The organism is Microbacterium imperiale, assembly GCF_017876655.1.
Classification (GTDB): domain Bacteria; phylum Actinomycetota; class Actinomycetes; order Actinomycetales; family Microbacteriaceae; genus Microbacterium; species Microbacterium imperiale.
The window spans coordinates 1041587-1059561 of record NZ_JAGIOK010000001.1; the positions used below are offsets into that span (position 1 = coordinate 1041587).

Here is a 17975-nt window from a genome sequence, read left to right on the forward strand (position 1 = left end):
CGGGGGCGGGGTGTCAGGCGTGCGCGGCGCTCTGCGCCTCACGCAGTCGCGCGAGCACCTGGTCGCGCAGCTCTTCGGGCGCCGTCTCACGGCACGCCCGGGCGACGACCTCGGTCAGCGTGCGCGATACGAGAGCCTCGTCACGACAGGCCGGGCACGATTCCAGGTGCTCACGGATGTCGGAGTGCTCGGTCTTGCAGACCTCGTTGCGCAGATACTCTTCCAGGTCGCGTCGTGCTTTGTCGCAGCCGCAGTCGCTCATTTCTTGCTCCTCGTGGCGGGCATCTCGATGCCGCGCTCCTTCGCATAGTCGGCCAGCAGGTCACGCAGCAGCCGCCTGCCGCGGTGCAGACGGCTCATGACCGTGCCGATCGGGGTCTTCATGATGTCGGCGATCTCCTGGTAGGCGAAGCCCTCGACGTCGGCGAGGTACACCGCCAGCCGGAAATCCTCGGGGATCGACTGCAGCGCATCCTTCACGGCGGATGCCGGCATGTGGTCGATCGCTTCGGCCTCGGCCGACCGGCTGCTCGAGGCGGTGGTCGACTCGGCCCCGCCCAGCTGCCAGTCCTCGAGGTCGTCGATGGTGCCCTGGTAGGGCTCGCGCTGCTTCTTCCGATACGTGTTGATGTACGTATTGGTGAGGATGCGGTACAGCCAGGCCTTGAGGTTCGTGCGCTGCGTGAAGGACGACCACGAGGCGAACGCCTTGACGAAGGTCTCTTGGACCAGGTCGGCGGCATCGGCCGGGTTGCGCGTCATCCGCATGGCGGCCGCGTACAGCTGGTCCATGAACGGGAGCGCCTGCTCCTCGAACTGGACACTCGGATCCGTGACCGCTTGCTCTTCCATCAGCGGCCAGTCTACGTCGGCGTCCCACAGGTCTATCACGGGCTCGATCGTGGCGATCATGGGCTCCTTTCCTCACAGACGGCGAACGCGTTCGATACTGTGGGAACTGATGAACCCCGCCGCGTATTCCCCCGGTTCCGTCGCCGACGGCGATACGTGGCGTGCGCCGGTGGCCGACGGTCCCGTGCGCGCCGAGGTCTCGGTGCCCGGATCCAAGTCTCTGACCAACCGTGAGCTCGTCCTGTCCGCGCTCGCGGAGTCCCCGTCGCGGCTCGTCGCTCCCCTGCACTCGGACGACTCGGCACGGATGATCGACGCGCTCCGCGCTCTGGGGGCGCAGATCGAGGCCGTCCCGGGCGACGGCCCGTTCGGCCCCGACCTCGTGGTCACCCCGCTCTCAGGCGACGCCGCCGACGCCGTCGTCGACTGCGGCCAGGCCGGCACCGTCATGCGTTTCGTCACTCCGCTCGCGGGCCTGGTCCGCGGTGAGGTCACCGTGACGGCCCACGAAAGCGCTCTGCACCGCCCGATGGGCGAGATGATCCGCAGCCTGCGCGAGCTCGGCGTCGACATCGACGACGGCGGACGATGGATGCTGCCCTTCCTCGTCCACGGCCACGGACATGTGCGCGGTGGCGAGGTCACGATCGACGCGAGCGCCTCGAGCCAGTTCGTCTCCGGGCTCCTCCTCGCCGCTCCGCGATTCGACGTGGGCCTGCGGCTGGTGCACGAGGGACGGCGCCTGCCGAGCGTGCCGCACATCGATATGACGGTCGAGGCCCTCGCGCACCGGGGCGTGCACGTCGAGCGCCCGAGCGAGCGCGAATGGCTCGTGCCGGCCGGTCCGCTGCGCGGCAAAGAGCTGACGATCGAGCCCGATCTGTCCAACGCCGCTCCGTTCCTCGCGGCCGCTGTGCTCACCGGCGGGCGCGTCTCGATCCCCCACTGGCCCATCCACTCCACGCAACCCGGTGCCCTGCTCGCCGACATCCTCACCGAGATCGGCGCCCGTGTGACGCGGCGCAGCGGCGTACTGTCCGTCACCGGCACCGGAGAGATCCGCGGTGTCGACCTCGACCTCACCGCCGCGAGCGAGCTGACCCCGTCGCTGTTCGCGCTGGCGGCCTTCGCCGACGCTCCGAGCACCCTGCACGGCATCGGCCACATCCGCGGCCACGAGACGGACCGCATCGCGGCGCTCGTCGGCAACCTCCGCGCGCTCGGCGGCCAGGCCGAAGAGCTCGAGGACGGCATCCGCATCACCCCGGTGCCCCTGCGCGGCGGCCTCTGGCGGGCGCACCACGACCACCGGATGGCCACCGCCGGCGCGATCATCGGTCTGCGCGTCCCGGGTGTCGAGGTCGACGACATCGGCACGACCGCGAAGACGATGCCCGAGTTCCCCCGCCTGTGGGACGAGATGCTCGGCGCCGACGCGCGGGACGCCGGGTGAGCTGGCTCGACGGAGCCGACGACGAGCTCGACGAGCAGTACGACGAGGCCGACTTCCGGACCCGTCCCAATCCCAAGGCCAACCGCCCCCGGACGAAGCGCCGCCCCGCGCACGCCGACGCGCACATCGCGCGCGTGCTCGGCGTCGACCGCGGGCGCTACACCGTCCTGATCGACGAGGACGGTCCCGACGAGCGCACCACGCTCGCCGTTCGCGCCCGCGAGCTGCGCCGGCAGCCCATCGTCACCGGCGACCGCGCACGCGTCGTGGGCGACGTATCGGGCGGCGAGGGGACCCTCGGCCGCATCGTCGGGATCGAGCCGCGCACGACGCTGCTGCGTCGCAGTGCCGACGACACCGACCAGGTCGAGCGCATCGTCGTCGCCAACGCCGACCAGATGGTCATCGTCGTGGCGGCGGCCGACCCCGAGCCCCGGCCCCGGCTGGTCGACCGCTATCTCATCGCCGCGCTCGACGCCGGCATCCATCCGCTGCTCGTGGTGACCAAGACCGATCTCGCCGACCCGGCGGAGTTCCTCGCCCACTTCGAGGGCGTGGACGACCTCGACGTGCTGATGAGCGGACGCGGCCGGATGCCCGTCGACGACCTCGGCGCGAAGCTGGTGGGGCACGCGAGCGTGTTCGTCGGCCACTCCGGCGTCGGCAAGTCCACGCTCGTGAACGCCCTCGTACCCACCGCGGCGCGGGCCACCGGTCACGTCAACGAGGTCACGGGGCGCGGTCGCCACACGTCGAGCTCGACGGTGTCGCTGCGCTACCTGGGCGCGGAGGGACGCGGGTGGGTCATCGACACCCCGGGTGTGCGCTCCTTCGGCCTCGGACACGTGAAGCCGGAGAACATCCTCGCGGCCTTCACCGACCTCGCTGCCGTCGCCGAGGAATGCCCGCGCGGGTGCACCCACCTGCCCGATGCGCCCGATTGCGCCATCGTCGAGGCGGTGGCCGACGGCCGCTTGGGCGACCGCGGGGCGGCGCGCCTCGATTCCCTCCAGCGCCTGCTCAGCACCTTCGCGTGACGCCGGATGCCGTCGGCCCGGGCCGTAGGCTGGTGACATGACCCGTCTCGAGCCCGGCGCCCTCGCTCCCGATTTCACCCTCGACGACCAGGACGGCGCCGCGGTGTCGCTCACACAGCTGCGTGGTCGGCGGGTCGTGTTGTTCTTCTACCCCGCTGCCATGACCCCCGGTTGCACCCGCGAGGCCTGCGACTTCCGCGACAGCGTCGAGAGCCTGCGCGCCGCCGGCATCGACGTGCTGGGGGTCTCACGGGACGACGCGGCGAAGCTGCAGCGCTTCCGCGAGCAGGAGGGGCTCACCTACCCGCTGCTCAGCGACCCCGATCACGCGGTCCACGACGCGTACGGCGCCTGGGGCGAGAAGATGAACTACGGCAAGACGGTCGAGGGCGTCATCCGCTCGACCTTCGTCATCGACGCGGACGGTCGCATCGAGCACGCCCTGTACAACGTCAAGGCCACGGGGCATGTCGCCCGCGTGCGCGCCCTTCTCGGCCTCGACTGAGCTTCCGGGCCGGCGTTTCAGCGGTCGTCGCGCTCGGCCGCGGCGCGACGCGTCGCGGCCAGCAGCAGGATGAAGCCCGCCAGTCCCGGCACCGCGATCAACACCGCGGTGCCCGGGTCGCCGTACTGGCCCGTCGCCGCCCCGAGCGCGACGGCGAGGATGAGCAGCTGAGCCACGATGCCGCCCGATCGCCCCCACGACACCCGGCGCCACACCGAGATTGCGAACGCCGCGAGCGCGGCCACGGCCACCGCGGTCAGCACGATGAGGGCCAGCGAGCTCGGCACATCGATCGTGTCGCCACTGAGCAGGGCGACGACCTGCCAGCCGAGCACGACGACGAGCGCGAGGGCTTCGGCGGCGAGCACGGCGCCGGCGAATCGTTCGACGGTGGAGGACGCCATGACGTGCGGCTTTCTGATCGGGGCGACGGGTCGCGGTTGATAATCACGGCCGACCCGCGAGCAAATCCACAGTTCACCCTTGATTCATCTGTCAGGGCTATGGGACGATAGATCAAGCCGTGTGCTCCCACAGCGAAGTGGGGCGAGCTTGCGCTCGCACACTTATCCAGGGTACCGGACGACCCGAGTCCGGCCCGACAGAATCATCACCCCTCAAGGAGCACCACATGGATTGGCGCGACAAGTCTGCCTGCCTGACCGTCGACCCCGAACTCTTCTTCCCCGTCGGGAACACCGGCCCCGCCGTCGACCAGATCGAGAAGGCGAAGGCCGTCTGCGCCCGCTGCACCGTCACCGAGATCTGCCTGCAGTACGCCCTCGAGACCGGCCAGGACTCGGGCGTCTGGGGCGGACTGTCCGAAGACGAGCGCCGCGCGCTGAAGCGCCGCGCCGCCCGCGCTCGCCGCGCCTCGTGACTCGCGGCTGAGCCGATCCCGGCTCAGCCCGCATCCCGCTCGATGTACCGCAGCGGGATCTCGATCGTCACTTCGGTGCCGCTGCCGACCAGCGTGTGCCAGTCGATCGTGCCGCTGAGTTCACCCTGAATGAGGGTGCGCACGATCTGGGTGCCGAGGCCACGGCCCACCTGACCTTCCGGCAGCCCGATCCCCGAATCGCGCACCTTCACCTCGAGGCGCTCGTCCGTGCGGTCGGCGACGATCTCGACATCACCCTCGGTGCCGGCGAGACCGTGCTCGACGGCGTTCGTGACGAGCTCGGTCAGCGCGAGAGCCAGCGGTGTGGCGTATTCGCTCGGCAGGGTGCCGAACTGACCCGACGACCGCGTGCGGGCCCGCGTGTTCGGAGCCGCCGCCACCTCGGCGACGAGCTTGAGCACCCGGGCGAAGACCTCGTCGAAGTCGACGTTCTGCGCGAGACCCTCCGACAGGGTGTCGTGCACGACGGCGATCGCCGACACTCGACGCATGGCCTGAGTGAGCGCATCGCGCGCCTCTTCCGAGTGCGTGCGACGCGCCTGGATGCGCAGCAGAGAGGCGACCGTCTGCAGATTGTTCTTCACACGATGGTGGATCTCGCGGATCGTCGCGTCCTTGGTGATGAGCTCCTGCTCCTGGTGCCGGATCTCGCTGACATCGCGGCACAGCACGATCGCACCGATGCGGGTGCCGTGGTCGCGCAGCGGGATCGTCCGCAGTGACACCGTCACCCCGCGCGCCTCGATGTCGGCCCGCCACGGCGCGCGCCCCGCCATGACGATCGGCAGCGACTCGTCGAACTCGCGCTTGCTCGGCAGGATCGCCGTGGCGACGTCAATCAGCGGTTCGCCCTCGAGCTCGTCCTCGAACCCCAGCCGGTTGAACGCCGAGAGCGCGTTGGGGCTCGCGAAGGTGGTCATGCCGTCGACATCCAGGCGGATGAGGCCGTCCGACGCGCGCGGAGCACCGCGACGCGGTGCGGTGGGAGCGTTGAGGTCGGGGAAGTCCGACGAGGCGACCATGCCGAACAGGTCGTCCGCGCAGTCGTTGAACGTGATCTGCTGACGCGAGGGGGTGCGCGCTTCACCGAGGTTCGTGTGACGGGTCAGCACGCCGACGACGCGCGCCGGACGGTCCTCCCCCGCCCGCTCGCGGACGATCGGCACGGCGCGCACGCGCGTGGGCGTCTCTTCGAACCAGTCCGGCGACGCCGAGTCGACGATGCGGGCCTGCGTGAACGCGTCGGTGACCTGCGTGCGCCACTGCGGCCGGACGCGGTCGCCGACGATGTCGCGGTAGAACAGCGTGGCCGCGCCGCCGGGGCGGGTGTGCGCGACGGCGATGAACGAGTCGTCGGAGGTCGGCACCCAGATCACGATGTCGGCGAAGGCGAGGTCGGCCAGCAACTGACCGTCGCCCGCGAGACGGTGCAGCCACTCCACGTCGGCGTCCGAGGACAGCCCCTGGGCATAGACGAGATCGCTGAGGGTCGACACCTTTCCAGACTAGGGGGCGGATGCCGTGGCCGCGGTGCGCATCGGCTCCCGCCGACGCCTCGCGGGCGTCGGCACCAGGGCCTCGTCGACGAAGCGGCGCATCGCCGTCGCGAGCGGCCCTCTCGCAGCGCGCCGCGAGATCGGGCGTGCCGCCAGCAGCGCGGCATCCGTCGCCCGGGGATCCCACGGCAGGAACCAGCACCGGTCGGCTCCGGTGTACCGCTCGAGGGTGCGCCGCACCTGCCCCCGGGCATCCATGCCGAGCGGCCCGCCGCGCAGCTTGGTCGCCAGGACTCGGATGGGCGCGGCGCCGGCGACCGCCCGCAGCTCGGGGTAGGCGCGCACGAATCGCGATACCCCTACCGGGTCGGCGGCCACGAGACCCACGACGACGTCGGCCGACCCCAGCGCGGCGAGCCCGGCGGCGTTGCGCCGCGGGCCGTCGAGATCGCTGACGATCTCTTCGTCGCGCTCGAGTGCGGCAGCGGTGTCGATGACGAGGTCATCGACCCAGTCGCGCGCCGCTTCGATGGCCCCCGTGACACGCTCGGCGGTCAGCTCCGGCCACCGACTCGGGCGGTTGATGCCGACGAGCACCTCGACGTCTTCGACCGGCACCGCGATACGAGTGAGCTCCGCGGGGGTCAGCGCGCTCCGCGCCGCCTGACGGCAGGCCGCCGCCAGTCCCGGGCCCTCGTCGGGGATGCCGAGCGCCAGCGCCACCGACGGCGCGTGGGTGTCGGCATCGGCGAGACCCACGCGGCGGCCACCACGGGCCAGCGCGAACGCGAGCTCGATCGACACGGTCGTCCGTCCAGGAGCGCCGTGCGACCCCCAAACGACGATCGACCGGCCGCGCGTGTGCGGGGCGGCCGCCGTCGGGAGGGCGTGGAGGGCATCGAGGGGATCGGCGTCTGCGTCGACCGTTGCGACGCCGAGCGACTCGGCGAACCGCCGATCGAGGTCGCGGCGGCACCGCGCGACGATCCGCGTTCCGGAGCGATCGCACATCATCACGAGGTCGGAAGTCAGGCTGTCGCGGTCGCCCGAGACGACGAGCACGTCGGCGCGCGCGATGTCGTGGCCCGTCGCGGCGGCGTCGGCTGCGAGCAGCGCCGCGGCGCGAGGGCCGGCGGCGAACACCACCTCGACGCCGGCGGAACGCAGCCGCTGCGCGACGCGCTGCGCATCCGGCAGAGCCAGGGCGACGCGCATCAGAGTGCACCCGTGGGAACGACCGAGATGGCGTCGCCGCGCGCGATCGCCCCGAGCACGGCGGCGACGTCGTCCCGATCGAGGACGAGCTCGACGGTGGCCGACCCCGTAGCCATGACACCTTCCGACTCGTGGACGGCACGCACCGTGGCCGCGCCGACGAGCACGCGCGGCTCGTCAAAGACCCCGCTCTCGGACTGCGGGGCGTGCCACACCTCGACGGCCGCTCCCTCGGCGAGCGCCGCGGGCAGCCCCTGGGTCACGGACACCACGACCGTGGTCACGGCGAGGTCGTCCGGATCCGCCACGGATGCGTGAGGCACCAGTTCGCCGTCCCCGATCGTCCGGGCCGCGACTGCGCCGGGTGCCAGCGTGCCCGGGGCGAGATACGCCCCGGCCTGCGACCCCAGAGCGACGTCGACCACCCGCAGGTCATCGGCCCGCAGCGTTTCGCCGGGCACGATCGTCCGCGCCGCCGCCAGCACCGGGACGGTCTGCCGAGCCGCGTCGACGACGAGCCAGACGCCGACGATCGAGGCGATGACGAGGACGACGCCGAGCAGGAAGCGGATGTCGGCCCAGAAGGCCCGCGGACGTGCGACGGCTGCTGAGGTCATGTCCCTCATGGTGCCCGGGTCCCCGTCATCGACGGAGGCGTTCTCCACAGGCTGTCAAGTGGCCTGTCGGTGGCGCTCCTACGCCTCGATAATGGGCGCATGCCCGCCTCCTCCGACCGCGCGCGCTTCCTCGCGCCCTCGCAGGTCGCCGAGATGCTTCAGATCGAGGTCGACGAAGTCGTCGCCCTCGTCGTCGAAGGTCGCCTCAGCGGCGCCCGCGTCGGATCGCCGCCGCGCTGGCGGGTCGAAGCGGCCAGCATCGAGGATTATCTCGCCGCGCAGGTCGAGGATGCCCGTCGATCGGCGCTGTGGCAGGAGTCGCAGCTCGCGAGCTTCCCGGAGCTGTGGGGGCAGCGTCCGCCCGAGCGCTGAGCGCCCTCGTGTCCTCCGAACGGGCGGATTGGCACGCCCACCGCGTCCCGCGAGACTGGCACGTGTCGCGGACATCCCGCGGCGCCGATCCCCCAGGAGGCACGATGAACCCACGAGAACACCCGACGTCGACGCTGCCGAGACGATGGCTGAGCGCGGCGGCCGCAGTCACCGCGTCCGCGCTGATTCTCGGCGGCGCTGTGTCGGCGCAGGCCCACGGCTGGGTCGGAGGGTCGGGGAGCGACCTGACCGCACGCGCCGCCCTGAGCTCCAACACCGGCCTCGGCGCGATCCGCTACGAACCGCAGAGCCTGGAAGCAGAAGGAGGGTTCCCGGCGACCGGCCCGGCCGACGGCCGCATCGCTTCGGCCGGCATCTCGCGCTTCGGCGAGCTGGACGAGCAGACCCGAACCCGCTGGACCAAGAACGTCGTCAGCCCCGGGCCCCACGCATTCGGGTGGACCTACACCGCGCCGCATCCGACACAGGAGTGGCGCTACTACATCACCAAGAGCGGATGGAACCCCGACGATCCGCTCGACCGCGACGACTTCGAACTGATGCAGGTGGTGCCCCACGACGGCAGCGCCGCGAGCACGCGCCCGGTTCACACGATCGACATCCCCGACGACAGGTCCGGTTACCACGTCATCCTCGCGGTCTGGGAGATCGCCGACACCGCCAATGCGTTCTACAACGTGATCGACGTCGACATCTCCGGCGCGACGGGCCCCGCCCCCACCCCAACGCCGACACCGACACCGACACCGACATTTGCGCCCGGACCCGACACCGCGGCGCCGACGGCACCGATCGGCGTCCACAGCATGGCGACCACCGCCTACAGCGTGGACCTCATGTGGGCGCCCTCGACCGACGACACCGCGGTGACGGGCTACCGGATCGAACGCGCGACCGGTGACGGACCTTTCTCGGAAATCGCCCGCGTAACCGGAACCACCTATCAGGACACAAGCCTGGCCGCGGCGACGGCCTATCACTATCGCGTGAGCGCGACGGATGCCGCGGGGAACACCTCCGCACCGAGCGCCGTCTTCTCCGTGACGACGCGGTCGCCGGCCCCGGCGGCAGCGGCGTGGAGCTCGACGGGCGCGTACGTCGTCGGCGATGTCGTGTGGCATAACGGCGTCCGGTACGTGTGCCAGCAGAGCCACCAGGGGGTGGGCGACCCGAACTGGATCACCGCGCTCTCCCTGTGGCGGCCGCAGGCATAGATCGTTGCCGCCCCGCCGTCCGACTCCGGCGGCGGGGCGGTCGCGCGCTCTCAGATGCCGATGCCGACGAGCTGCACCCAGGTCACGGTGCTGAACGGGATGACGCGGAGGCCGGCCACCGCCGTGTCTCGGCGCGGGACGTCGGCGTCGTGCAGCGCGAGGTCGAAGTGGTCCGCTCCCGCGCGATCGATCGTGCCGGTGTGAGCGCCGCCGGCGACCGTATGCACGCGGACGGCGCCGCGCCGCCGAGCGGCGTCGCGCAGCACGAATCCGAGGGTCATCCGGCAGGTGATGCCCGCGGCGCCCACCGGGCGGGTACTGCGGGTGAGGGCGGGTCGGGCTGCGCCGACGGCCGTGATCGCCCGCAGCGGGACGAGGGCGCCGTGAGCATCCGCGCCGAGCTCGAGCGAGCACCAGTCGGCTCCCACGCCGGTGAGTGGCCCGCGCAGCGTTGCAGCGGGTCCGGCCAGATCGATCGCGACCTCGTCGGACTCCTCCGCGAGGACGGCGAGGCGGTCGCGGAGCGTCAGCCGCGACATCCGCAATCGTTCGGCCTCGCTGTCGAGGACCGCGCGCTCGGCCTCCCACTCCGAGTCGAGCTGATGCTCCAGATCTTCGAAGAACCGCTCCCAGCGCACGCAGCGAGGCTATCGATCCGGCGCCGGTGCCGCCGGACCTGTCCACAGGTTGGAGGATTCTCATCCGGCCAGATTCGGCAGTGTGCTTCACTCATCGGCGTCGACAGACCTGACGAGAGGAGGAGCGCGCGATGACGTCGATCCCCGCCAGCGACAACCGCCGGTTCCGTCGCATCACCTCGTCGCTCGATATCGCCGAGTACTTCGCCCCGCAGCCGACGGCCACCGCCGATCTACCCGACCCGGAGCCGCTCGTGCGCAACCTGACACGCGGCGTGCTCGAGGTGCTGGCGGGCGTGCGCGAGGTCGAGCAGCTCGCCCGGTGGCTCAGCGAGGACGCCTACCGGGTGCTGGTCACCCGCGCGAACCTGTCGGCGCGCGCTCGGAGCGCCCGGCAGGTGGCGCCGGCTCGTCCGGTGTACTCGATCGTCTCGGTACGCACGTGCGAGCCCGCCGACGGTGTCGTCGAGTCGGCCGTCGTCGTCACGATGCCCACCCGCACCCGCGCCGTGGCCGTCCGGCTCGAGGGTCGCGACGGACGCTGGCGCGCGACGTCTCTCGCGCTGCTGTGAGCCGGGCCGGCGCGCCGCCTACTGCTTGTACGAGGCCAGGAAGTTGCCGAGACGCTCGATTGCCTCGCTCAGCACGCGCGCCTCGGGCAGGGTGACGATGCGCAGGTGGTCCGGGTCGGGCCAGTTGAACCCGGTCCCCTGCACCAGCAGCACGTGCTCCGCCACGAGGAAGTCGTAGACCAGCTTGCCGTCGTCGTGGATCTCGTAGACCTCGGGATCGAGCCGCGGGAAGGCGTAGAGCGCGCCCGCGGGCTTGTGGCACGTGACGCCCGGGATGCTCTCGAGGCCCTTCCATGCGGCATCCCGCTGCTCATGCAACCGGCCGGTCGGGGCGATGAGCCCCTCGATCGACTGCACACCCGACAGTGCGGCCTGCACGGCGTACTGGGCCGGGACGTTCGGGCACAGACGCGTGGACGCGAGCAGCTGGATGCCTTCGAGGAACCCCTTCGCGTGGGCCTTCGGCCCCGTGATGACGAGCCAGCCCGACCGGTACCCCGCGACGCGATAGGTCTTCGACAGGCCGTTGAAGGTCAGGCACAGCAGGTCGGGCGCGAGCGTCGCCAGCGGGATGTGGGTCGCCCCGTCGTAGAGGATCCGGTCGTAGATCTCGTCCGAGAGCAGCAGCAGCGAGTGCTCGCGGGCGATCTCGACGATGCCCTGCAGAACCTCGCGGCTGTACACCGCACCCGTGGGGTTGTTGGGGTTGATGACGACGATCGCCTTGGTCTGCGGGGTGATCTTCGCCCGGATGTCGTCGAGATCGGGCTCCCACCCCTGATCGCTGTCGCAGAGGTAGTGCACCGGCTTGCCGCCGCCGAGGCTCGTCATGGCCGTCCACAGCGGGTAGTCCGGCGCGGGGATGAGCACCTCGTCGCCCTCGTCGAGCAGCGCCTGCATCGTCATCGTGATGAGCTCGGAGACGCCGTTGCCGAGGTAGACGTCATCCGGGTCGACGTGCGGGAAGCCAGGAACCTCTTCGTAGCGCGACACGACCGCGCGCCGCGCCGACAGGATGCCGCGACTGTCGCTGTACCCGTGCGCGTGCGGCACCGACTCGATCATGTCGCGAACGATCTGGAACGGCGCCTCGAATCCGAAGATGGCGGGGTTGCCGGTGTTGAGCTTGAGAACGCGGTGACCGTCGGCCTCGAGTCGGTCGGCCTCGGCCAGGGCGCTGCCACGGATCTCGTAGAGGACGTCCTTGAGCTTGGATGACTGATCGAGGGTACGACGCTTCATCGGATCAGGATATCCGGGGGCCGAGCGGGCCGATCGACGATGCGTGGCCCGCTCGGGCGGTCACTTCTTCTTGCCCGCGGCCCGACGCTCGGCCCGGTTTCCTGCGGCGGTAGCCCCGTCGCCGGCTCCGACGGTCTGACCGAACGCTCCGCGCGCAGCCTCCGCCGGCGCCTCCTGCTCGGCCGACTGCTGCCGCGCCTTCGCGGTGGCCGCCTTCTGCACCTGGCCGCGGTCGTTGCGCACCTCGACCTCGCCCGACCCGGTGTCGCTGGGCGCGGAGTACTCGAGCTTCTGCGTCTCGACGGGCGCGGGGCCGAGCCCCTTGGCCTCGACGTCGCCGCTCTCGGCGGAGCGCACCTCGACCTCGAGGTTGTAGAGGAAGCCGACCGACTCCTCCTTGATCTGGGCCATCATCGACTGGAACATCTCGTAGCCCTCGCGCTGGTACTCGATGAGCGGGTCGCGCTGGGCCATCGCACGCAGGCCGATGCCGTCCTTGAGGTAGTCCATCTCGTAGAGGTGGTCGCGCCAGCGGCGGTCGAGCACCTGCAGCACGACGCGTCGCTCGAGCTCGCGCATCGCCGGCTCGCCGAGGGCTTCTTCGCGCTTCTGGTACGCGATCTTCGCGTCCGAGAGCAGCTCCCGCTTGAGGACCTCGGCGGTGATGCGGCCCTTGTTGCCGGCTTCAGCGACGACCTCGTCGATCGTGACACCGACGGGGTACAGCGTCTTCAGCTCGGTCCAGAGCGCGTCGAAGTCCCAGCTCTCGGTGTGGCCCGACGACGTGTGGTCGTCGATCACGGCGCTGACAGCATCCTCGATGAAGTGCTGCACGCGCTCCGACAGGTCGTCGCCGTGCAGCACCTGCCGGCGATCGGCGTAGATCGCCTCACGCTGGCGGTTGAGCACGTCGTCGTACTTGAGGACGTTCTTGCGGATCTCGGCGTTGCGCGCCTCGACCTGCGCCTGCGCGCTCTTGATCGCGCGCGACACCATCGACGACTCGATCGCGACGTCCTCGGGGAAGTTCGTCCGCGCGAGGATCGCCTCGGCCGCGCCCGACTGGAACAGGCGCATGAGGTCGTCGGTCAGCGACAGGTAGAACCGGCTCTCACCGGGGTCGCCCTGACGGCCCGAGCGTCCGCGCAGCTGGTTGTCGATACGGCGCGACTCGTGACGCTCCGTGCCCAGCACGTAGAGCCCGCCGGCCTCGACGACCTTTGCGGCCTCCTCGGCGACGGTCTCACGCACGGCGGCGAAGACCTCGTCCCACGCGGCCTCGTACTCCTCTGGCGTCTCGACCGGGTCGAGACCGCGCGACTTCATCTCCTGCACGGCCAGGAACTCGGCGTTGCCGCCGAGCATGACGTCGGTACCGCGACCGGCCATGTTCGTGGCGACCGTCACGGCCCCGAGGCGACCGGCGCGCGCCACGACCTCGGCCTCGCGCGCGTGGTTCTTGGCGTTGAGGACCTCGTGCTTGACGCCCTTCTTCGCGAGCAGACGCGAGAGGTACTCGCTCTTCTCGACGCTCGTCGTGCCCACGAGCACCGGCTGACCGCTGGCGTGGCGCTCGACGATGTCCTCGACGACCTGCGCGAACTTCGCCGTCTCGTTCTTGTAGACGAGGTCGGGCTGGTCCTTGCGGATCATGGGCTTGTTCGTCGGGATCGGGATGACGCCGAGCTTGTAGGTCGACATGAACTCGGCCGCCTCGGTCTCGGCGGTACCGGTCATGCCCGAGAGCTTGTCGTACAGGCGGAAGTAGTTCTGCAGCGTCACGGTCGCGAGGGTCTGGTTCTCGGCCTTGACCGGGACGCCCTCCTTGGCCTCGATGGCCTGGTGGATGCCTTCGTTGTAACGGCGTCCGACCAGGATGCGGCCGGTGTGCTCGTCGACGATCATGACCTCGTCGTTCATGACGACGTAGTCGGTGTCGCGCTTGAACAGGGCGCGTGCCTTGATCGAGTTGTTCAGGAACGAGATGAGCGGGGTGTTCGCCGACTCGTAGAGGTTGTCGATGCCGAGGTAGTCCTCGACCTTCTCGATACCGGGCTCGAGCACGCCGACCGTGCGCTTCTTCTCGTCGACCTCGTAGTCGACGCCGGGCTCGAGGGTCGTGGCGACGCGTGCGAACTCGACGAACCAGCGGTTCGCCTCGCCCGACGACGGGCCCGAGATGATCAGCGGCGTGCGCGCTTCGTCGATGAGGATCGAGTCGACCTCGTCGACGACGGCGAAGAAGTGTCCGCGCTGGACGAGGTCTTCGCGGCGCCACGCCATGTTGTCGCGCAGGTAGTCGAAGCCGAACTCGTTGTTCGTGCCGTAGGTGATGTCGGCGGCGTACTGCTCGCGCCGCACCTCGGGCGTCTGGCCGGCCACGATCGTCCCGGTGGTCATGCCGAGCGCGCGGTAGACGCGTCCCATGAGCTCCGCCTGGTACGAGGCGAGGAAGTCGTTGACGGTGATGACGTGGACGCCCTTGCCGGCGATCGCGTTCAGATAGGCGGCGAAGGTCGCCGTCAGGGTCTTGCCCTCACCGGTCTTCATCTCGGCGATGTTCCCGAGGTGCAGGGCCGCGCCACCCATGACCTGGACGTCGTAGGGGCGCTGTCCGAGCGTGCGCTTCGCGGCCTCGCGAACGGCGGCGAAGGCTTCGGGCATGAGCCGGTCGAGGGTCTCGCCCGCCTCGTGACGGGCGCGCAGCTCCGCCGTCTCGCCGCGCAGCTCGTCGTCGGAGAGGTGGGCGTAGTCCTCTTCCAGAGCGCCCACGGCCTTCACGACCTGCTGGAGGCGACGCAGCACGCGGCCCTCTCCGGCGCGGAGCAGTTTCTCGAGAGGATTGGCCACGAAGGATCTCCATCTGTCGGGTGCGCCGACGCCACCGCCGGCCGCGCCCGCGCGCGACGCACGGGCATACGGAGCCATGTTATCGGGCCGTGACCTTGGCGTCGCCTGCGAGTGGCCGTCATCGCCGCTCCCGGCCGGCTCTGCGAGACCTAGGATCGAGACATGGCGGGATTCTGGGGCAAGCGCAAGCGGGAACAGCAGGAGATCGCGGAAGCGGATGCGAATCTCGCGCGGGAGGCCGACATCGCCCTCGTCGGCGCCGACGAGCGGCTGCGAGTCACCAACGACGAGATGGCGTTCGCCGAGGCCGAGCTCGGCGAAGAGGCCACGGCGCCGTTGCGCGAAGCGGTCGACGCGGTGCGCCACCACCTCGGCGAGGCGTTCCACCTCAAGCAGCTGAACCACGACGAGATCCCCGACACCCCCGAAGAGGTGCGCACGCGCAACGCGCGCATCGTGCAGCTGTGCGAATGGGCCGAAGAGCTGCTCGACGACCGCACCTCTGCCCTCGCCGCGGCGATCGAGCGCGCGCGGCGTGCTCCCGAGATCCTCAACGGCATCCGCGCCGAGGTCGAGACGCTGCAGCAGCGCCTGCCGACCGCACGCGCCGTCATCGAGCGCGTCTCGAGTCGCTATCACCCCGACGCCGTGGGGCGCATCAGCGGCAATGCCGACGAGGCGGGCGGGCTGCTCGAGTTCGCCCAGCACGGATCGGATGTCGCCGAGCGCCGCCGCGCCGCCGGCGAGCGCGGTCCCGCGAACATCGCGCTCGAGACCGCGACCGAGGCCGTCCGCCGCGCGCGCACCCTGCTCGACGCCGTCGACGACTTCGAGGTCGAGGCCCTGCGCGCACAGTCCACGCTCGCCGACGTCGTCGCCGACTCGCGCGACGACCTGGTCACCGCGCGCACCGCACCGCAGACACCCGCCGTCACGACCGCGATGGCCGAGCTGCAGCAGGCGCTCGGCCGTGTCAGCCCGGCCGGATCGAAGAGCGACCCCTTCGCCGAGCTGTCGATGCTGCGCGAGAAGAACGCGGCACTGGATGTCGCCGTCGACAAGGCTCGCGAGCGGGCCGCGCGGCCCGTGCCGCCCGAGTCGCACGTGCGTCACGCCATCGACGACGCCGACCGCCAGCTCGCGGTCGCCCGCAGCGTCATCGCCGGGCACCGGGGCTGGATCGGTGCGGATGCCCGCACCCGCCTCGCCGAAGCCGAAAGCCTGCGCCTCGGGCTTGCCCCGAGCGGCCCGATCGACGAAGACGATCGGGAGAAGGCTCTTGCCGATGCGCGGCGCTGCGCCGCCCTCGCGGGCGAGGCGCTGCACCTCGCGCAGCGCGACATCGACGGCTCCCGCCCCAACGACGGCTGGGGCGGCCCCGGCGGATACGGCGGGGGCTGGGGCGGACGCAGCAGCGGCGGCAACATGGTCGGCGGCATCCTCGGCGGCCTCGTCATCGGCAGCCTGCTCGACGGCATGTTCGACTGACCACCCGGACATGACGAGGGGCGGATGCCGTTGCGGCATCCGCCCCTCGTCGTCAGATCACGACGCCAGCTCGGCCTCCGGCGGCGCGGCGGCCGCGAGGGAGATCACACCGTAGTCCCAACCCTTGCGGCGGTACACGACGCTCGGGTGATCGGTGCGGGCGTTGATGAAGAGGAAGAAGTCGTGTCCGACCAGTTCCATCCGGTCGACGGCCTCTTCGACGGTCATCCACTCCGCACCGAACTCCTTGGTGCGGATGACGACGGGGGTGTAGTCCTCTTCTTCGGCGGACTCGCCGACGACGGGCACCTCGCCCGTGGCGACCGCCCGGAGGACATCGACCGAGGCGGGCTCGACATCGATGCCGGCCAGCGAGCCGGTGCCCTTGTCGAGCTTCGCGCCGCGCGGGTGGTTCCGCGCGTCGACGCGCTTCTCCTTGGCACGGCGCAGCTGCTCGACGAGCTTGTCGACCGCCTGGTCGAGAGCGACGAACTTGTCGGCTTCCGTGGCCTCGGCGCGGACGAGCGGCCCCTTGCCGGTGAGCGTGAGCTCGACGGTCTCGTCGTCCATCCGGCCGTTGCGATACGCGCGGTGCGTGACCTTGATGTCCAGCCGCTGCGCGCGTGGCGCGAATGTCTCGATGCGAGTGGACTTCTCTTCAGCCACCGTGCGGAAGCGATCCGTGATCCCGACTCCCACGCCGACGATGCTGGTTTCCATCCTGACCTCCTTGCTCCGGTCCGCCCGGTTCAAGGGCGGACCTTCGTTCGCCTTGGTCTCCCCCACGCTAGCGCCGCCGGTCATGAATGTCACTCAGGAAGCGCCGGGGAATAGCGGCGCGGCGTGTCGGTCGCGCTGACGGCCCCGCACGCGACCACCCCCGCGGCCGCGAGAACACGGTGCGCTTCGCGCAGCGTGGCCCCCGTCGTCGCGACGTCGTCGACCAGCACGACGGCGGCCGACGCCCGGGCGTGTCGGGGCGGGCGCACGGCGAGGGTGCCCACGACGTTGCGTTCCCGTTCGCGTCGGCCGAGGTCGCGCTGATCGGCGGGTCGCCCGCTGACGCGCAGCAGCCGAAGGACGGACCGCCCCGTGTGATGTGCGAGCAGCTCGGGCACGGCGTAGCCGCGCCGGCGCAGCGCCGCCCGTGATGCCGGTACCGGCACGAGCGGCGCGTCGCGCCAACCGGCGGCATCCAGCGCGCCGGCGAGGAGGTGTCCGAGAGGACGCGCGACTCCGGTGCGCCCCTCCTCCTTCAGCGCACGGATCACCCGCGCGTTGGAGCCGGTGTGGCGCCCGAGGCTCCACAGCGGCAGTCCCGGCGCGAGGAGGCGCGGCTGCGGCCCGTCGAACCCCGAGATACACGCCGGACACAGCGCCCGACCCGGTCGGTCGCACCCGGCGCACCACACCGGCAGCAGCAGAGACAGAGCATCCGCGAACGCATCGCTCCACGGCGAGCGCGAGAACGGGGAATCCGGCATGCCGCCAGCGTCTCGCTT

Annotated in this window: 19 protein-coding genes; 8 read left to right on the forward strand and 11 right to left on the reverse strand. The window is 70.8% G+C overall.

Annotated elements, in window-relative coordinates:
* Positions 1–13: 13 nt before the first annotated feature.
* Together JOF37_RS05235 and JOF37_RS05240 are read right to left on the reverse strand one after the other, a co-directional pair.
* Entirely contained in the window at positions 14–262 is a 249-nt protein-coding gene (locus JOF37_RS05235) for a zf-HC2 domain-containing protein (RefSeq protein WP_210005767.1), read from the reverse strand.
* Entirely contained in the window at positions 259–912 is a 654-nt protein-coding gene (locus JOF37_RS05240) for a sigma-70 family RNA polymerase sigma factor (protein WP_271174822.1), read from the reverse strand. Before JOF37_RS05240 ends, JOF37_RS05235 begins: the two co-directional genes overlap by 4 nt.
* Positions 913–961: 49 nt before the next feature.
* On the opposite strand from JOF37_RS05240, the gene aroA reads away from it, so the two are divergent.
* Genes aroA through bcp form a run of 3 tightly spaced genes read left to right on the forward strand, consistent with a single transcriptional unit; the run spans position 962 to position 3847 of the window.
* Positions 962–2305 (forward strand): 3-phosphoshikimate 1-carboxyvinyltransferase, encoded by a 1344-nt coding sequence (aroA, locus tag JOF37_RS05245; RefSeq protein WP_210005769.1) that lies wholly within the window; start codon positions 962–964, stop codon positions 2303–2305.
* Positions 2302–3342: a ribosome small subunit-dependent GTPase A gene (gene rsgA / locus JOF37_RS05250; protein ID WP_210005771.1), complete on the forward strand. Its 1041-nt coding sequence runs from the start codon at positions 2302–2304 to the stop codon at positions 3340–3342. Before aroA ends, rsgA begins: the two co-directional genes overlap by 4 nt.
* Before the next feature lie 37 nt (positions 3343–3379).
* Complete coding sequence (gene bcp, locus JOF37_RS05255; RefSeq protein WP_210005779.1) at positions 3380–3847, forward strand: thioredoxin-dependent thiol peroxidase; 468 nt, start codon at positions 3380–3382, stop codon at positions 3845–3847.
* 17 nt (positions 3848–3864) lie between these two features.
* Here the strand turns inward: bcp and JOF37_RS05260 are convergent, their stop codons facing one another.
* On the reverse strand, positions 3865–4251 hold the full coding sequence (locus JOF37_RS05260) for a histidine kinase (RefSeq protein WP_210005782.1): 387 nt from the start codon (positions 4249–4251) through the stop codon (positions 3865–3867).
* A gap of 227 nt (positions 4252–4478) precedes the next feature.
* Between JOF37_RS05260 and JOF37_RS05265 the strand changes: the two genes are divergently transcribed.
* Entirely contained in the window at positions 4479–4727 is a 249-nt protein-coding gene (locus tag JOF37_RS05265) for a WhiB family transcriptional regulator (protein WP_023955350.1), read from the forward strand.
* A gap of 23 nt (positions 4728–4750) precedes the next feature.
* On the opposite strand, the gene JOF37_RS05270 is transcribed toward JOF37_RS05265, so the two are convergent.
* The 3 genes from JOF37_RS05270 to JOF37_RS05280 are packed head-to-tail and all read right to left on the reverse strand — an operon-like array spanning position 4751 to position 8076.
* Positions 4751–6244, reverse strand: coding sequence for a sensor histidine kinase (locus tag JOF37_RS05270; RefSeq protein ID WP_210005784.1), 1494 nt, complete (start codon positions 6242–6244; stop codon positions 4751–4753).
* 9 nt (positions 6245–6253) lie between these two features.
* Positions 6254–7459, reverse strand: a complete 1206-nt coding sequence (locus JOF37_RS05275) for a CpaE/TadZ family protein (RefSeq protein ID WP_210005786.1) — start codon at positions 7457–7459, stop codon at positions 6254–6256.
* Positions 7459–8076, reverse strand: coding sequence for an SAF domain-containing protein (locus JOF37_RS05280; RefSeq protein WP_210005787.1), 618 nt, complete (start codon positions 8074–8076; stop codon positions 7459–7461). The genes JOF37_RS05275 and JOF37_RS05280 overlap by 1 nt, the downstream gene beginning before the upstream one ends.
* 99 nt (positions 8077–8175) lie before the next feature.
* Here JOF37_RS05280 and JOF37_RS05285 point away from each other — a divergent pair, with 99 nt between their 5' ends.
* Together JOF37_RS05285 and JOF37_RS05290 are read left to right on the forward strand one after the other, a co-directional pair.
* A complete protein-coding gene (locus tag JOF37_RS05285; protein WP_210005788.1) occupies positions 8176–8448 on the forward strand; it encodes a helix-turn-helix domain-containing protein in 273 nt (90 codons plus the stop codon).
* A 104-nt stretch (positions 8449–8552) separates the two neighbouring features.
* Positions 8553–9683 carry a lytic polysaccharide monooxygenase gene (locus JOF37_RS05290; protein ID WP_210005789.1) on the forward strand — a complete coding sequence of 377 codons (1131 nt, stop codon included), beginning with the start codon at positions 8553–8555 and terminating at the stop codon, positions 9681–9683.
* A gap of 50 nt (positions 9684–9733) precedes the next feature.
* Here the strand turns inward: JOF37_RS05290 and JOF37_RS05295 are convergent, their stop codons facing one another.
* A complete protein-coding gene (locus JOF37_RS05295) occupies positions 9734–10321 on the reverse strand; it encodes a hypothetical protein (RefSeq protein WP_210005790.1) in 588 nt (195 codons plus the stop codon).
* Between the two features lie 131 nt (positions 10322–10452).
* On the opposite strand from JOF37_RS05295, the gene JOF37_RS05300 reads away from it, so the two are divergent.
* Positions 10453–10893: an Rv3235 family protein gene (locus tag JOF37_RS05300; protein WP_210005792.1), complete on the forward strand. Its 441-nt coding sequence runs from the start codon at positions 10453–10455 to the stop codon at positions 10891–10893.
* Between the two features lie 18 nt (positions 10894–10911).
* On the opposite strand, the gene JOF37_RS05305 is transcribed toward JOF37_RS05300, so the two are convergent.
* Together JOF37_RS05305 and secA are read right to left on the reverse strand one after the other, a co-directional pair.
* On the reverse strand, positions 10912–12135 hold the full coding sequence (locus JOF37_RS05305; protein ID WP_210005794.1) for a pyridoxal phosphate-dependent aminotransferase: 1224 nt from the start codon (positions 12133–12135) through the stop codon (positions 10912–10914).
* Positions 12136–12195: 60 nt separating this feature from the next.
* On the reverse strand, positions 12196–14985 hold the full coding sequence (secA, locus tag JOF37_RS05310) for a preprotein translocase subunit SecA (RefSeq protein WP_210005796.1): 2790 nt from the start codon (positions 14983–14985) through the stop codon (positions 12196–12198).
* Positions 14986–15147: 162 nt separating this feature from the next.
* Here secA and JOF37_RS05315 point away from each other — a divergent pair, with 162 nt between their 5' ends.
* The gene (locus JOF37_RS05315; protein WP_210005797.1) at positions 15148–16473 is read left to right on the forward strand and encodes a hypothetical protein; all 1326 of its coding nucleotides are present in this window, start codon (positions 15148–15150) and stop codon (positions 16471–16473) included.
* 57 nt (positions 16474–16530) lie between these two features.
* Here JOF37_RS05315 and hpf read toward each other — a convergent pair whose 3' ends face one another.
* Positions 16531–17193 (reverse strand): ribosome hibernation-promoting factor, HPF/YfiA family, encoded by a 663-nt coding sequence (gene hpf / locus JOF37_RS05320; RefSeq protein ID WP_210005798.1) that lies wholly within the window; start codon positions 17191–17193, stop codon positions 16531–16533.
* 89 nt (positions 17194–17282) lie between these two features.
* Entirely contained in the window at positions 17283–17957 is a 675-nt protein-coding gene (locus JOF37_RS05325) for a ComF family protein (protein ID WP_210005799.1), read from the reverse strand.
* Positions 17958–17975: the final 18 nt, after the last annotated feature.

Bases quoted from the DNA above. Each gene is read 5' to 3' on its own strand.
- JOF37_RS05280 (WP_210005787.1), bottom strand. From the start codon at position 8,076: ATGACCTCAGCAGCCGTCGCACGTCCGCGGGCCTTCTGGGCCGACATC.
- JOF37_RS05285 (WP_210005788.1), top strand. From the start codon at position 8,176: ATGCCCGCCTCCTCCGACCGCGCGCGCTTCCTCGCGCCCTCGCAGGTC.
- JOF37_RS05235 (WP_210005767.1), bottom strand. From the start codon at position 262: ATGAGCGACTGCGGCTGCGACAAAGCACGACGCGACCTGGAAGAGTAT.
- JOF37_RS05305 (WP_210005794.1), bottom strand. From the start codon at position 12,135: ATGAAGCGTCGTACCCTCGATCAGTCATCCAAGCTCAAGGACGTCCTC.
- JOF37_RS05315 (WP_210005797.1), top strand. From the start codon at position 15,148: ATGGCGGGATTCTGGGGCAAGCGCAAGCGGGAACAGCAGGAGATCGCG.
- JOF37_RS05240 (WP_271174822.1), bottom strand. From the start codon at position 912: ATGATCGCCACGATCGAGCCCGTGATAGACCTGTGGGACGCCGACGTA.
- JOF37_RS05300 (WP_210005792.1), top strand. From the start codon at position 10,453: ATGACGTCGATCCCCGCCAGCGACAACCGCCGGTTCCGTCGCATCACC.
- JOF37_RS05290 (WP_210005789.1), top strand. From the start codon at position 8,553: ATGAACCCACGAGAACACCCGACGTCGACGCTGCCGAGACGATGGCTG.
- hpf (WP_210005798.1), bottom strand. From the start codon at position 17,193: ATGGAAACCAGCATCGTCGGCGTGGGAGTCGGGATCACGGATCGCTTC.
- JOF37_RS05265 (WP_023955350.1), top strand. From the start codon at position 4,479: ATGGATTGGCGCGACAAGTCTGCCTGCCTGACCGTCGACCCCGAACTC.
- aroA (WP_210005769.1), top strand. From the start codon at position 962: ATGAACCCCGCCGCGTATTCCCCCGGTTCCGTCGCCGACGGCGATACG.
- JOF37_RS05275 (WP_210005786.1), bottom strand. From the start codon at position 7,459: ATGCGCGTCGCCCTGGCTCTGCCGGATGCGCAGCGCGTCGCGCAGCGG.
- bcp (WP_210005779.1), top strand. From the start codon at position 3,380: ATGACCCGTCTCGAGCCCGGCGCCCTCGCTCCCGATTTCACCCTCGAC.
- JOF37_RS05325 (WP_210005799.1), bottom strand. From the start codon at position 17,957: ATGCCGGATTCCCCGTTCTCGCGCTCGCCGTGGAGCGATGCGTTCGCG.
- JOF37_RS05260 (WP_210005782.1), bottom strand. From the start codon at position 4,251: ATGGCGTCCTCCACCGTCGAACGATTCGCCGGCGCCGTGCTCGCCGCC.